Source organism: uncultured Campylobacter sp., assembly GCF_937949835.1.
In the GTDB taxonomy this organism is placed as follows: domain Bacteria; phylum Campylobacterota; class Campylobacteria; order Campylobacterales; family Campylobacteraceae; genus Campylobacter_B.
Window position 1 is genome coordinate 1 of record NZ_CALEDC010000504.1, and the last position, 12,277, is coordinate 12,277.

The 12,277-nt window shown below is 47.7% G+C and carries 13 protein-coding genes; 11 read left to right on the top strand and 2 right to left on the bottom strand.

Going from position 1 to position 12,277, the window contains the following annotated elements; genetic code table 11:
• The first annotated feature begins 221 nt into the window (after positions 1 to 221).
• The 5 genes from Q0256_RS11165 to Q0256_RS11185 all read left to right on the top strand — a co-directional run bounded on the left by Q0256_RS11165 (position 222) and on the right by Q0256_RS11185 (position 4,959).
• A complete protein-coding gene (locus tag Q0256_RS11165; RefSeq protein WP_297963118.1) occupies positions 222 to 1,505 on the top strand; it encodes a hypothetical protein in 1,284 nt (427 codons plus the stop codon).
• Positions 1,506 to 1,684: 179 nt separating this feature from the next.
• Positions 1,685 to 2,194: a hypothetical protein gene (locus tag Q0256_RS11170; protein ID WP_297963120.1), complete on the top strand. Its 510-nt coding sequence runs from the start codon at positions 1,685 to 1,687 to the stop codon at positions 2,192 to 2,194.
• A 386-nt stretch (positions 2,195 to 2,580) separates the two neighbouring features.
• A complete protein-coding gene (locus tag Q0256_RS11175; protein WP_297963123.1) occupies positions 2,581 to 3,360 on the top strand; it encodes a hypothetical protein in 780 nt (259 codons plus the stop codon).
• A gap of 77 nt (positions 3,361 to 3,437) precedes the next feature.
• Positions 3,438 to 4,052, top strand: coding sequence for a hypothetical protein (locus Q0256_RS11180; protein ID WP_177387144.1), 615 nt, complete (start codon positions 3,438 to 3,440; stop codon positions 4,050 to 4,052).
• Positions 4,053 to 4,566: 514 nt separating this feature from the next.
• A complete protein-coding gene (locus Q0256_RS11185) occupies positions 4,567 to 4,959 on the top strand; it encodes a hypothetical protein (protein WP_295150746.1) in 393 nt (130 codons plus the stop codon).
• 679 nt (positions 4,960 to 5,638) lie between these two features.
• Here Q0256_RS11185 and Q0256_RS11190 read toward each other — a convergent pair.
• Together Q0256_RS11190 and Q0256_RS11195 are read right to left on the bottom strand one after the other, a co-directional pair.
• A complete protein-coding gene (locus tag Q0256_RS11190) occupies positions 5,639 to 6,016 on the bottom strand; it encodes a hypothetical protein (protein WP_297963126.1) in 378 nt (125 codons plus the stop codon).
• On the bottom strand, positions 5,982 to 7,103 hold the full coding sequence (locus Q0256_RS11195; protein WP_297963129.1) for a methyltransferase: 1,122 nt from the start codon (positions 7,101 to 7,103) through the stop codon (positions 5,982 to 5,984). The genes Q0256_RS11190 and Q0256_RS11195 overlap by 35 nt, the downstream gene beginning before the upstream one ends.
• A 203-nt stretch (positions 7,104 to 7,306) precedes the next feature.
• Between Q0256_RS11195 and Q0256_RS11200 the strand changes: the two genes are divergently transcribed.
• From Q0256_RS11200 to Q0256_RS11225, 6 genes are all read left to right on the top strand, one after another.
• On the top strand, positions 7,307 to 8,308 hold the full coding sequence (locus tag Q0256_RS11200) for an AI-2E family transporter (RefSeq protein WP_297963132.1): 1,002 nt from the start codon (positions 7,307 to 7,309) through the stop codon (positions 8,306 to 8,308).
• A 101-nt stretch (positions 8,309 to 8,409) separates the two neighbouring features.
• Positions 8,410 to 8,769 carry a nitrous oxide-stimulated promoter family protein gene (locus tag Q0256_RS11205; RefSeq protein WP_297963134.1) on the top strand — a complete coding sequence of 120 codons (360 nt, stop codon included), beginning with the start codon at positions 8,410 to 8,412 and terminating at the stop codon, positions 8,767 to 8,769.
• Between the two features lie 253 nt (positions 8,770 to 9,022).
• Entirely contained in the window at positions 9,023 to 9,799 is a 777-nt protein-coding gene (locus Q0256_RS11210) for a hypothetical protein (protein WP_297963137.1), read from the top strand.
• Between the two features lie 61 nt (positions 9,800 to 9,860).
• Complete coding sequence (locus Q0256_RS11215; RefSeq protein ID WP_297963140.1) at positions 9,861 to 10,427, top strand: molybdenum cofactor guanylyltransferase; 567 nt, start codon at positions 9,861 to 9,863, stop codon at positions 10,425 to 10,427.
• A complete protein-coding gene (locus Q0256_RS11220; RefSeq protein ID WP_297963142.1) occupies positions 10,417 to 11,541 on the top strand; it encodes a phospholipase A in 1,125 nt (374 codons plus the stop codon). Before Q0256_RS11215 ends, Q0256_RS11220 begins: the two co-directional genes overlap by 11 nt.
• Positions 11,542 to 11,692: 151 nt before the next feature.
• A partial coding sequence (locus Q0256_RS11225) for an aminotransferase class IV (RefSeq protein WP_297963145.1) occupies positions 11,693 to 12,277 on the top strand: 585 nt, incomplete at its 3' end.

Here is a 12,277-nt window from a genome sequence, read left to right on the forward strand (position 1 = left end):
CCGCGATGGCGCGGCTGGTGGTCGCCGATGCGCTGCTGCTAAACGCGAGCACGACGCTGGGGAATTTGAAGCGAATTTACGGCTAGGATTAAATTTAGACGAGCCGCCCTTTAAATTTTGCGAAATTTCATGAAATTTTAGGGTCGAGCGATGAAATTCCCGCGAGTGAGGCGAGTAAATTTTAAATTTACGCGGTAGGCCTATCGCGACAAGGAGGGCAAATGAGACTTGAGCGTATTGGCGAGGGCTCGGCGCTGATCGCGCGCATAGAGGCGATCAACGTCGCAGCGTTCCCCGAAATCGAACGTATCAGCATAAAAAATTTCTTAAAAATGTCGCGCAAAGGACAGCTTGAAATCGCGGCGATTTTCGAAGATTTTAGCGCCCTGAACACTGACGGCGCTACGGGTAAAAATCGTGCGGCGGAAAGTGAAAATTTATGTGCGCCGCAAGATCGCGGCGAAACTAGCCAAAATCGTGACGCTGCGGGTAAAAATTCCGATGCGGATAACCGAGGTGCGGCAGAATTCGCCTCTTTGAGTTCCGAAAATCGCAGCGTGATAGGTAAAAAATCTAATGCGACGTGTGAAAAATCCAGCTTGGAAAGTAAAAATCCCAGCGCGGCGACAGGCGAAAATTCCAATGCGGCGGCGCAAAATTTAAGCGGCGAGGAGCTCGTTGGGTTTTGCGTCTATAGGACCGAGCAAACCTACAAGCGCGCGGTTTTGCACCACAAACAGCCGCCGCCTCGTCTAAATGCGGATAAAATTTTAAGATCTAAAGCTCACGGTGGCGCGGAATTCGCTTGCGATGCGGGATCTTTCGGTACTGCGAGCGACGAAATTTTAAACTACGTTACGAGCAATGAAATTTCAGATTTAAGCGTTAGTGACGGGGTTTTGGGCGCGGGCGCTGATCAAAGGCTAGCGAGCGATAATATAAAATACGCGGACGACGATTTAAAGCAGGCGAGTGCGAGAGAAATTCTATATCGCGGTGCCGCGACAGATAAAATTTCAAATGTGAGCGTGCGCGGCGAAATCCCATCGAGCGCTACGGAGAGCGAAATTTCATCCGATGCCGCAAAGGGAAAGATTTTGTGCTACGATGAGAGCGAAATTTCAAGCGGCGGGGAGAGCGAGATTTTTTACGTGGCCTATCTCGGTATCGATGCGAAATTTCGCGGGCTGGGGATCGGCTCAAGGCTGCTCGCGCTCATCGTCACGCAAAATCCAAGCGCGCAAATCGTCCTTGACGTCGAGCCTCCGCACGAGGACGCGCCCAATCTCGCGCAACGCCTGCGCCGCATAGAATTCTACGGCAGACACGGCTTTCGGCGCTGCGGCAAGTTTTTCAACTACGCGGGGCTAAGCTTCGAGATCCTTGCTAAGCCGCCGCTAAGCGCGCCGCAGCAGGGATTTGACGTAGCGAGCTTCGTAAAATTTATCGGCGCGGGCAATAAATTTAGATTTAAAATCACCGACGCGCCGCTATATAAAAACTAATGTAAAAGCTCGAATTCAGCCTCATCTGCGATGATACATTTTATAGAATTTTCTCCGCCTCTATCCTTGCGTTTTTTTGCATTTTTATCTCTTTAGACATCGGCGGATCGGGGGAGCTGTTTTACACGGACAGTCCGCTACGCTCGCAGCAAGCCAAGCCTAGTCTGACGATCGTTTTTATGTTTTTAGCGTTACTTTATCTGCGAAGCGGTAGCAAAGAGGCGGCGCGCGTGGAATTTGACGAGCTTAAAATATCCTTTCGCAGAGGGCTAGACAAATACGATCTTATGCTTGGATGCGTCGATCTGATAGAGCCGTCGTTCGGCTTCGTGCGGACGTTTCGCGTGCCGTTTATAAGCTACGAACGGTTTTTGAAACTGCAAGAAATTTTAAAATTCTTGCTTCTTTTCGCATACGTCGCGGGCGTGTTTTTGACGATCAAATTCGGCTTTGCCGAGGCTGCGATCTATGCAGCGGCGGGCATTTTTGCGATTTTGATCGCTTCAAAGCTCGTCGTCGCGCGAAGGCTAGACGGGCGAGCGGGGCTACGACTGCGCGACTGCTTGCTACTGCGCGGGAGGGACGATACGGGCGCGGCAGTATTTTTTTGCATCCGTCCTAGCCGAGCCGAGCGCGAAGCTTTACGCATATATTTTTTGAAAAATTTCAGCTACGACATTAAGGCGTGAAATTTTTCGGTTTTCAGCGTAAAATTTAGACCCGCGGGGTAGTCTGGATAAGGCTAGAAGCGCGAAGGCGGATGCTGCGCGAGTATTTCGCGGCGAGATTGGGGCTAGATTTCGAGCAAAATTCCGTCCGCGGCAATCGCAGATGAGATCGCTCGGCGCTTGAAGCAGCCATCGAAGCGGTCGCAAACAAGCTCGCTCTGTGTCTGAAAGCCCCATAACTAGTCGCAAAGATCCACATTGTCCGTCCGCTTAACGAGGATGATCGCCGCTCGTCGCAACTCGCCTCGCCGCAAGCGCCTCCGCAAATACCCCGCATCTTTAAACGCGTCGAAAGCGAGGCGGTGATAAAATGCGCTTCGTCAAAGATCATACCAAAAAGGAATTTTATGAGGGATTACGACAAAGAGCCGATCAAAATCATAGACAGAGCGGTTTATTTTCAAGAAAAAAGCCTATTTTTATCCATAGTGCTTTTTTACTCTGCATATACGACTAATGCCACTTTTATGGATATTATAAAAGGCGACGATTTGTTTATGGTATTGTGCGCCGTAGCGCTATTCATAGCACAGATATGGTGGTACGCAAAATGCAATTTCCGAGCCTCTTATTTTACGTTTTATAATGACAAGCTATCTTATAATTTCATGCAAGGTACAGAGCCCAATAAAATATGCAATCTTACGGATATAGATAAAATAAGCTTTTGCGTGGTTTCAGAGCTCATGGATAGCTTTGGTAGATTTCACTATCTTACGTCCTACGAGCTTTATAAAAAATCATCTATTGGAGTGCATATCGGCAAACTGGCGCTGTTTTTATACTATACGATAAATTTTATCTTGCTTGTTTTGCCGTTTAAAATTTTTATGTTAATTAAAAACAAAGAGCCGCTAAGTCTGCTAAATAAAAATGTCGTGATTAAATTTAAAAATCGCAACTATTTTTTGATAAACATCTACTCAAAGCGCGAACTGGATGAAATTTTGCAGTATTGCAAAGACAAAAATATAACCGTGGAGCAGAAAACAAATTTTATCCCGCATTGGCAAAATTTTACCTATTTCACTGACAAGAACGAAATTTGGAGCGATGATTTCGGCGATACGCAAGTTCCAAAAGACACTTTTAAGCGTAAGCTTAGGCGGTTTTTTAGCTTGGATTAAAGAGCGATTCCGCCCGTTTCAGCGTAAAATTTAGACACGCGGGGTAGAATTACAAAAATTTTTACATGGAGCAAACAATGAAAAATTTCTTTCTAGCCGCAATAGTTTGCGCGCTTTTTAGCGGTTGCGCATATGAAGCACAGTTTAATCAAAACGCCGATGTAGCGCCGTTTGACGACACTATAAGCGCGACTAACGCCATGCAAAGCGCGCTCATTTATATCCCTAGCGAGCTAATGGGGACGAAAAGCTACGCCGCAAGCTCGAAGCTAGGCAGAGACGATGAGCTTAAAATCGACGTCGGCGAGTTCGTCGCAGGCGAGGCAAAGCGCTTCTTTGGCACTTACCTAAGGCGCGTAAGCGTCACCGACGACGAAAAGGCGCTGCAAGGCAAAGGGCTCGTCATCGCGCCTGAGCTTAGTTCGTTCGGTTTTGGCTTTTACAGCTCCGACGGCATCGATGTTTCGGCAAAGCCCTTCGTACGCTACAATCTACGTTTAAAAATGTTTAAAAACGGAAAGCCGATCTATAACCAAAATATCGCCGTAAACGAGCGCAACTTCGGTGAGGAGGAGTTTTTCGGCGGCGGTCAGGGCTCGTACGCGCAGATCGGCGGGATCTTTCAAAAATCTATGGCGAACGACTACGCCGTGCACGCTAGAGAAATTTTGGACGTAATCAACGATAATTAATCGTGCTTGCGCCTTTGTGCGTGGTAAGCGGCATCTGGTCGCTTATTTTTGCCCGCCATCTTGTGGTAAAATTTGTCGCGGCGATCTTACGACACGCACTTGCGGATCGTCGCGCCTAAATCCTTAGCGATATAATTAACATGGCTTTAAGGCGCCCATAGACGCGCTTTCTTGCGGGATTTATCCCGCCTGCGGCATTAAATCCTTTTGATACCGAGTTTGTCGGTACTCTAAGCATCAAATTTAATCCCGCAAGCTGAGTTAAATTCCGTAAAATGCGCTATGAAATTTAACTTAGCAGCTCATATTTAAGTGCGGCAAGCCGATAAATTCCGCATCTTGACATACTGCCTAATTTCACTTTTCGGAGCCAAATTTTGTAAATAAATTTTTCACATTCTCTGCCCTGCTTGCATAAAATTCCATATTCGCGGCACCAAAAATTCGCCCTAAATTTAAAGCACCGATTAATATTAATTTTTATATCATTACTAAATTTTTTAAGGAGAGAATTATGAAAAAGTTTTTATTGCTTCCGTTTGCTTTCGCGGCTCTTTTTGCGGCACCAAGCTGCGATAATGTCCAGCTCAAAGCGGCTGTGGAAGGTATCAATAAGAGTGCGCCGATGCGAGTCGACGAGATTACCACGTTAACGGGCGCTGAGTGCAAGGATGGCAGCTTTATCTACAACTACGAGCTAAATGATGGCATGGGGATGAAATTTGACAGTGTCGGAAATGATCAAAAAACCGTGATACAAAATGTCATAGATAGCCAAAATAAGCAAATTTTTTGCAACCAGATGAAGGTAATGCATCCGCTAATAAACAGCGCGATATGGAGCTATAAGATAAAAAGTGGCGAAGAATTTATAAGGGTAGAATTTAAGCCTAGCGACTGCAAGTAGCGCTTGTGCAGGATTTAAAATTTAGCGCGGCGCGAGCCTTTGCCTGCTCGCCCGCGCCGAATTCGCTTAAAATTTATCCGCTTCGCTTTTGATTTCGCCTGTGCAAAAGCAACATGCTAAAATTTCTGCTTAGCTTTTACAGCGCCGCCGCGTATAGTATGACGCAGATCAGCGTGTATTTCGTCGCCACAAAGCGCTAAAACGCGCCGAGTCCTTTTTAAGCCGCGATCTAATGCGTCAGGTTCTGCCAGTGGCGTTTTTCATTAAAATTTTACTATTTCACGCGTAATTATATCTGTGTAGCAGCGCAAACACTGCGTAAAGCTTTAACGCGAAATTCTATAAATTGCGCGGAATTTTATTTGAAACAGCATCGTAGATTTTGAGTCAGAATTTTAGAATTTATTGTGACGCCGCACTTGCGGCGATAAAATCTTGCTAAATTTTATCCGCGACCTGCTCGCAATAAAATTCTACGTCAAAGTATAGGCTTGCTCACAAGCTTGCAGATGTGTCAGCCGGCCAATGCGTCGTTATAAAATGCGACTAATCAAATGCCTCGCTTGGGTTTTACAATTCACCGTTCGCAGCTATTTTTATCAAGCTTTAGCTGTATTGGTGGCAAACCCTCTATCTCGTAATTTAACACCATCGTTTTGCCGAGCTCCCGCAGGCGCTGCTAGAATTCCGTGCTGCAAAAGCCGGCCTTCGCCTTGGCAAACAGCATCTCTTTTAAAATTTCCGCATCGCCCGCGTCCAGCGCGCTAAGGTCTAAATTCGGCGAGCTATTTAGCGCGTAATCGTATATGAAGCTACCCTCTTCGCATGCGGCGCCTTTTAAAATCGTAGCATCGTCGATCCTGCGCGGCGCGCCCTCGTTTATCTGCGCTAGTGCATCTCGCACCTGTTCGCTTTCGCAGAAGTTTCGCTCTAGCTCGCCGCGTTTTTTCTCCGCATAAAATTCCATCGCCACATTTGCCAAAATTCCGATTCCAAAAAGCACTAGTAAAATTTTAATCGGCTTATTTAGCCGCGCGCTTAAGCTTTGCGCGTCCATCACGCGCTCTTTCGCAGCACAGCAGCGTGTGTCCGACGCCCAGCCCGTCGTGGATCCGTGAAATTTTAAGCCCGGCGCGCTGCGCAAATTTAATCATATCGTCCGAGCGATAAATTTTGCTATTACCGTTTGCCATCGCGGCGAAATACACGCTGATCTGCGTCATGCTATACGCGGCGGTTTCGTAGCGCTGCCTGTCCCAAAACGGCTCCAAAATATAAAGCTGCGCCTTCGCGCTCATCGACTCCGCCGCGCGCGCGAGGATGCTTACGATCTGCTCCTCTGCAAAGCAGTCCAAAAACTGACTTAGCCAGATCGTGTCAAAGCCGCGCGGAAAGCGCGTAGCGGGATCTAGCAGATCGGCCGCAAGCCCGTCTATGCGCTCTGCGCCCTGCGCGCCTGCGACGGCGTCTTTCATCATCGAAATTTGCCCCGCAAGATCCATTATCGTGACGCGCACATTTTCGTCGTAGCCTACGCACCGCTTAGCAAAGCGCCCCGTGTTGCCGCCTACGTCTAAAATTTTATCCGTCTTGCGCGAGAAAATGATCTTTAGCGCAGGCTCAAACGCCAAATCCGAATAAAAATGATCAAACGCGAGCCAGCTTTTGCGCACGTGCGGCGGCAGATGCGAAAGCGCCTCGTAGATCGTAGCCCACTGCCCAAAAACCTTTAGCCCCTCGGGTTTGCCCGATTTTAGCGTCTCTTCGAGCCTAAATAGCCCCTCGTAGCACACGTCGTGGATGAAGTCCATATCCACGCCGACAAGCTCGTCTGTGAGCAGAAAATATCCCGCCTTGCTGAGCCGAAATTTCTCGCCGCACAGCAGCACCGTGCCGATGCTAAGCGAGCTTTCCAAAAGCAGCTTTACGGCGTATTCACTAAGCGAGAGCTTCTTCACGATCTCGCTTATGCTTAGCCCGTCCCGCGCCTCATGAAGCGCGCTTAAAATTCCAAATTTTTTCATCAGTCGCGAGACCTGAAAGACCACCGGCGCAAAGGCGATCTCATTCGCCGTCCGCTGCGCCTCGCCTGCGCTTTGACGCTCCACGGCGTAACGATCTAAAAGCTGTTTGGGAAGTTTCATTTTTGATCCTGCTTATGTAAATTTCGCAAAATTTTAGCAAAAAATTCTAACTTTTCTTGCGCCCGCTAAGAATTTACGCGTATCTTAGAATTTTGCGATGAAATTTTAAAATTCCGTCTTAAAATTTATGGAATTTTAGTTAAAATCCTTTCATCAAAATTTCGCGTAAAAGCTCTGCGAAAATGTCAAATTTAGGAGAATCCTTGAAGCTTCAAATGTCCTTGATGTCGGTTGCCTGCGTCGTAATCATCCTGGCTGGTCTTAAAGCCGCGCAGGCTATCGTCGTGCCATTTTTGCTAGCTATTTTCATCACGGTGCTCGTCTCGCCGCTGGTGCTTTATGTCCAAAAGATCCGCGTCGGGCGCGTTTTTAGCTTCCTCATCATCACCTTTGCCTTCGTGGCGATTATAGTGTTTTTCGGCGCAGTCATCTTCGATGCGATCAAGGAATTTTCAGCGCGCCTGCCCGAGCTTCAAGCAAAATTTGAAGAGGTGCTAGGAGGCGTGAGTGCGAAGCTCTCTCGCTTCGGCATAGAGCTCAACGCCGCAAGCCTGGGCATCGATCCAAGCGAAGCCGCCGCGCAGCTATCGGCATTACTGCGTAAGACAGGCTCAATAGTTTCGACGGGATTTTTCATTTTTATAATGGTTTCATTTATGGTCTTTGAAAGCTCCGTAATCGACGAAAAAATCCGCTATTTTTCGCAAAGTAGCCGCGCTACGCACACTTTCGTGAAGAAATTTGCTTCCAGCCTCAAAAAATATCTGCTAATCAAAACTATCGCTTCAGCTTGCACCGGTGCGCTCATCGGGCTCGGGGCTCTTGGTGTTCCATATGCCGCGCTGTGGGGGATTTTAGCTTTCGTGCTAAATTTCATTCCTACGATAGGCTCGATCGTAGCGGTCTTTCCGACACTTTTCGTGACGCTAGCTACGATGGATATAAGCTCTAGCATCTGGACTATCGCAATCTATTTAGTCGTAAACGTAGCGATCGGAAATATCATCGAGCCGCGATTTTTAGGGCAAGGGCTCGGGCTTTCAACGATCAGCGTGCTTGCGGGGCTGCTGCTGTGGGGCTTTGTGCTTGGTATCGGCGGGCTATTTTTGGCTGTGCCGCTTACGATGAGCTTGCAAATCGCGCTTGCTTCAAACGACAAAACACGCTTCATTGCGACTCTATTAAGCAACAAGGTCGAGAGATAAAGCGAAATTCCGCGGAATTTAAAATTCTATAAATTTTAGCTTGAGCGCGCTCAAGAGTATTTTTGTCTCTTTTAGATAAAATCTGCCCCAAAGGATCAAAGATGACGAGTGAAAAATTTATTTACGAAGTAAACACGGTGACGAAATTTATCCAAATTTACTGCGATGGCAAGCATACGGACGCGCTTAAAAAAGATGGTGCTGTGCTTCATGACTACAAAGACGATAAGGGGCTAGTGCAGACGCAGTTTCATCTCTGTAGCGACTGCGAGCGGATGCTGCGTTACGCCTACGCGCGCCTTGGTGCCTGCCCCCATACCGAAAAGCCACGCTGTCACCACTGCCCGCATCCGTGCTACGAGCGCGAAATGTGGGTAAATATGGCTAAGATGATGAAATATAGCGGCATGAAGCTTGGGCTTACGAAGATCAAAAAGCTTTTTTCGTTTAAAAAAAGCTAATTTGTGCGGGTAATTTAGTTAAAGTTTGCGGGTAAAATTTATATCTGCAAACCCGCTTCATCTCTACACAAAAAAGTATAAAAAAGCGGCGTGAGAACAAGCACAAAAAGATATAAAAATCAATCAAAATACTAAATCTTAGCGCGTAAAATTCTACCTCGCAAACACAAATCCTCCGCAATCCTTGATAATAAATAATTAAATTTGAGTTTATAGTTTTAAGTTAGAATTGTGCCCAATCAAAGGAGAAAATATGAAGGTCATTACCATCGCGGTCGTTAACGGCAGGGTCGTAAACGAAAAGGAATTAATCGCGTCTATCGCCGATTATGACGATTTTACCGCGGTTGCCGAACAACTCCGCAAAGGGCTGAAATCTAGGTATTTTACATCTAGAGAGCATGCGAGGATCTACAAAAAAATCAGCGTCGAGACGGGCTTTAGGCGCGTGCGATTCGACTATAAACCTTATAAAGATAAAATTTCAAACCTCATCGCCCAAGGCTACACCGTCAAGGCGATCTTAAAAAAGATCGGCGAGGAGGACGAAGCGTTCAAAAACGCCGTTACTGCGCCCGGGCTTACGCACTTTATCTCCGTGACGTTCAAAGATGAAAAAACAAGACTTCGCGCAACCGCCAAAAAAAGCGAGGATTTCTTATACGCGTATCGCTTCGAGATCAAGAAAATGCACTTCCAAGGCGTTAGCAATAAAGAAATTTTAAAATATATGAAGGCTCATTACGAAAAGGATTTTGCCAAAGTAAGCGAGCGCGATATAGCCACTTTTATCGAGGCAAACGCGGTGCTGGATACCGACCGCAAACTCTCGCTGTATAAAAAGCCGAGCCTTTACGATCCGCATTTTAGCGAGATTATGAAGCTTTACGCAAGCGGTATGCGCGTATATGACATCTGGAAGACGCTTAAAGCCAAATACCCCGAGCTAGCCAAGCTTCAGGCGCCGAGCCTTTATCAGTTCATCGCAAACAACGCCCTTGGCAAAGCCAAATATATGCAAAAAGACTGATATGCCCGCGCTTCTTTCAAATTTTACTTTCAAATTTAAAATTTCACCGCGATAAAGATCGATGAAAGCCGGTGAAATTTCTATGAAAACCTGCGTCATTCTCTGCGGCGGCAAAAGCTCGCGTTTCGGCAGCGACAAAACGCTGTTTCCATTTCGCGGGCATCCCAGCATGACGCACTTTCTTTTTTCGCGCTTAAGCCGCGAGTTTGAGCGGGTTTTCGCCTGCGCCAAAAGCTCTAAATTTAGCCCACCGCTTCCTATGATCTACGACGAATTTGAGGAATTTTCGCCAATGGGCGCGCTGTATTCGGCACTGAAGCCATTTAGCGGCGAGCGCATTTTTATCATCCCTGCCGACATGCCCTTTGTAGAAATTTCCACCATTCGCGCTCTTAGCGAGCAAGAGGGGCAAATTTGCGTAGCGGGCGACGAAGCGCATAGACACAGCCTGTGCGGATTTTTTGACGCGGATCTCGCTCCGCGCGCGCTTGAGCTCTACCGCGCGAAAGAGCATAAGATCGGCGCGCTCATCGGATCTGCAAATTCCAAAGTGTTAAATTTCAAAAACAAAGAGCAGTTTTTAAATATAAATTATCAAAACGATTTAAAGGGCGTAGATGAAATTTAAAGCTTTAGCGCTCGCGCTTTGCGCCATGAGCCTAGCCGCGCAAGATCTCTCCGAGCTATACGCAAAGGCTAGCGAATACGAGGCCAAGGGCGATTACAAAAACGCGATGATCTATTACAAAAAGATCGCCGCGGTAAGTCTAGCGGAAAGGGGCGAAAAGTCGCGCCGAAAAGTCGCAGAAAATTCTACCTCGTCCGCAGAAAACCGCGCTTCGCACGACGATATCGCCGTTTTAAACTCCGCTGAGTCGCAAAATTCTTTCGCACAAAATTCCTCCGCGCCGAAACCCACTTCGTCAAATTTCACAGACGCAGGCTCGGCTGCGTCAGGCTCTGCGTCAAATTTAGAATCATCGAATTCCGCCTCGCTCTCGCAGAATTCCGCTGCGTTGGATTCCGCGCCGCAAGGCGAGCAAAATGGTCGAAATTTTGGATTTTTGGGGCTTAAATACTACGAGCCGATCTATATGCTCTTTACCCACGATTTTAGCAAAAAGCCCGATCGCAAGGCGGATGAGCTGCATTTTGAGTTTAGCTTCGAGCGCCCGATTGCCTACGACGCGCTGGGACTTGGAGAGAAAATTTCATTCGCTTACGCGCAAAATTCCTGGTGGCAGATCACGCAGGATAGCGCGCCTTTCCGCGAGAGCAACTATCGCCCCGAGCTCTACGTTAGCGCGCCGGTGCCGTTTGCGGACGAGCTAAAGATAGGCGCCATGCACGAGTCAAACGGCAAGGGCGGCGAGGAATCGCGCTCATGGAATAGGCTCTACGCGCAAAGCACGTGGAGTGCGGACGGATTTTCGATCACCCCCAGAGCCTGGTATGCGTTTTGGCTGGACCGCACGAACGAGGACATCGCGGATTATATGGGCTACGGCGATCTGCGCGCGTCATACACCTTCGGCAAGCAGCGACTTAGCGCTCTGTGGCGAAACAACCTACATTTTGACGGCAGCAACCGCGGCGCGATCGAGCTGAACTACAGCTTCCCGATCTTTAACAGCGGATTTTACGGCTATCTGCGCTACTTTAACGGCTATGGCGAGAGCCTCGCGGACTACAAACGCAGCGTCAATAAGATCGGCATCGGGCTTTCGTTCGTAGAATTTTAATGCCATCTGCACCGAGTTACGAGCTAAATTTGAACTCACGATTCGTCGTGCATCTTAAAATCGCATCAAATTTCAACCGATAGAATTTCTTAGAAATTAATATTGTTTTGGCTAAAATCGTAGATTAAATTTTAAACAAAAGGATCAAAAAATGGCACAAATTCAAGAGGCCGAGCTCATCTGGAAAGACGGCAAGTTAATCCCATGGGCGGAGGCCACTACTCACGTTTTGACGCACTCTTTGCACTATGGAAACGCCGTATTTGAGGGCGTACGCGCTTATAAAACCGACAAAGGCTACGCGATTTTTCGCTTGGACGAGCACACTCGCAGGCTTGAAATTTCGGCAAAACTCTGCCTAATCAAGCTTCCGTTTAGCTTCGAGCGGCTTCGTCAGGCCCAGATTGACGTCGTCGCAAAAAACCGCTTCGATCAGACTGTTTATATTCGCCCGCTAGCGTACTTCGGCTATGGCTCGATGGGCGTTTCGTCCAAGGACTGCTCGTTAAATGTCATCGTCGCAGCGTGGCAATGGGGCGCGTATATGGGCGAAGAGGCGCTACGCAAGGGCATCAAAGCCAAAATTTCATCGTGGATAAAGCCGGCGCAATTTTCGATGATGGCAAAAGCCAAAGCGAGCGCGAATTATTTCAATTCGCAGATGGCAAATTTTGAGGCGGTTGATGCGGGATACGATGAGGCGATACTGCTCGATCCGCAGGGCTTCGTCGCGGAG

Coding starts and splice junctions, on each gene's coding strand:
- Q0256_RS11170 (WP_297963120.1), top strand. CDS start 1,685: ATGTTTTTAGCGTTACTTTATCTGCGAAGCGGTAGCAAAGAGGCGGCG.
- Q0256_RS11190 (WP_297963126.1), bottom strand. CDS start 6,016: ATGGACGCGCAAAGCTTAAGCGCGCGGCTAAATAAGCCGATTAAAATT.
- Q0256_RS11165 (WP_297963118.1), top strand. CDS start 222: ATGAGACTTGAGCGTATTGGCGAGGGCTCGGCGCTGATCGCGCGCATA.
- Q0256_RS11220 (WP_297963142.1), top strand. CDS start 10,417: ATGAAATTTAAAGCTTTAGCGCTCGCGCTTTGCGCCATGAGCCTAGCC.
- Q0256_RS11180 (WP_177387144.1), top strand. CDS start 3,438: ATGAAAAATTTCTTTCTAGCCGCAATAGTTTGCGCGCTTTTTAGCGGT.
- Q0256_RS11205 (WP_297963134.1), top strand. CDS start 8,410: ATGACGAGTGAAAAATTTATTTACGAAGTAAACACGGTGACGAAATTT.
- Q0256_RS11195 (WP_297963129.1), bottom strand. CDS start 7,103: ATGAAACTTCCCAAACAGCTTTTAGATCGTTACGCCGTGGAGCGTCAA.
- Q0256_RS11175 (WP_297963123.1), top strand. CDS start 2,581: ATGAGGGATTACGACAAAGAGCCGATCAAAATCATAGACAGAGCGGTT.
- Q0256_RS11210 (WP_297963137.1), top strand. CDS start 9,023: ATGAAGGTCATTACCATCGCGGTCGTTAACGGCAGGGTCGTAAACGAA.
- Q0256_RS11215 (WP_297963140.1), top strand. CDS start 9,861: ATGAAAGCCGGTGAAATTTCTATGAAAACCTGCGTCATTCTCTGCGGC.
- Q0256_RS11185 (WP_295150746.1), top strand. CDS start 4,567: ATGAAAAAGTTTTTATTGCTTCCGTTTGCTTTCGCGGCTCTTTTTGCG.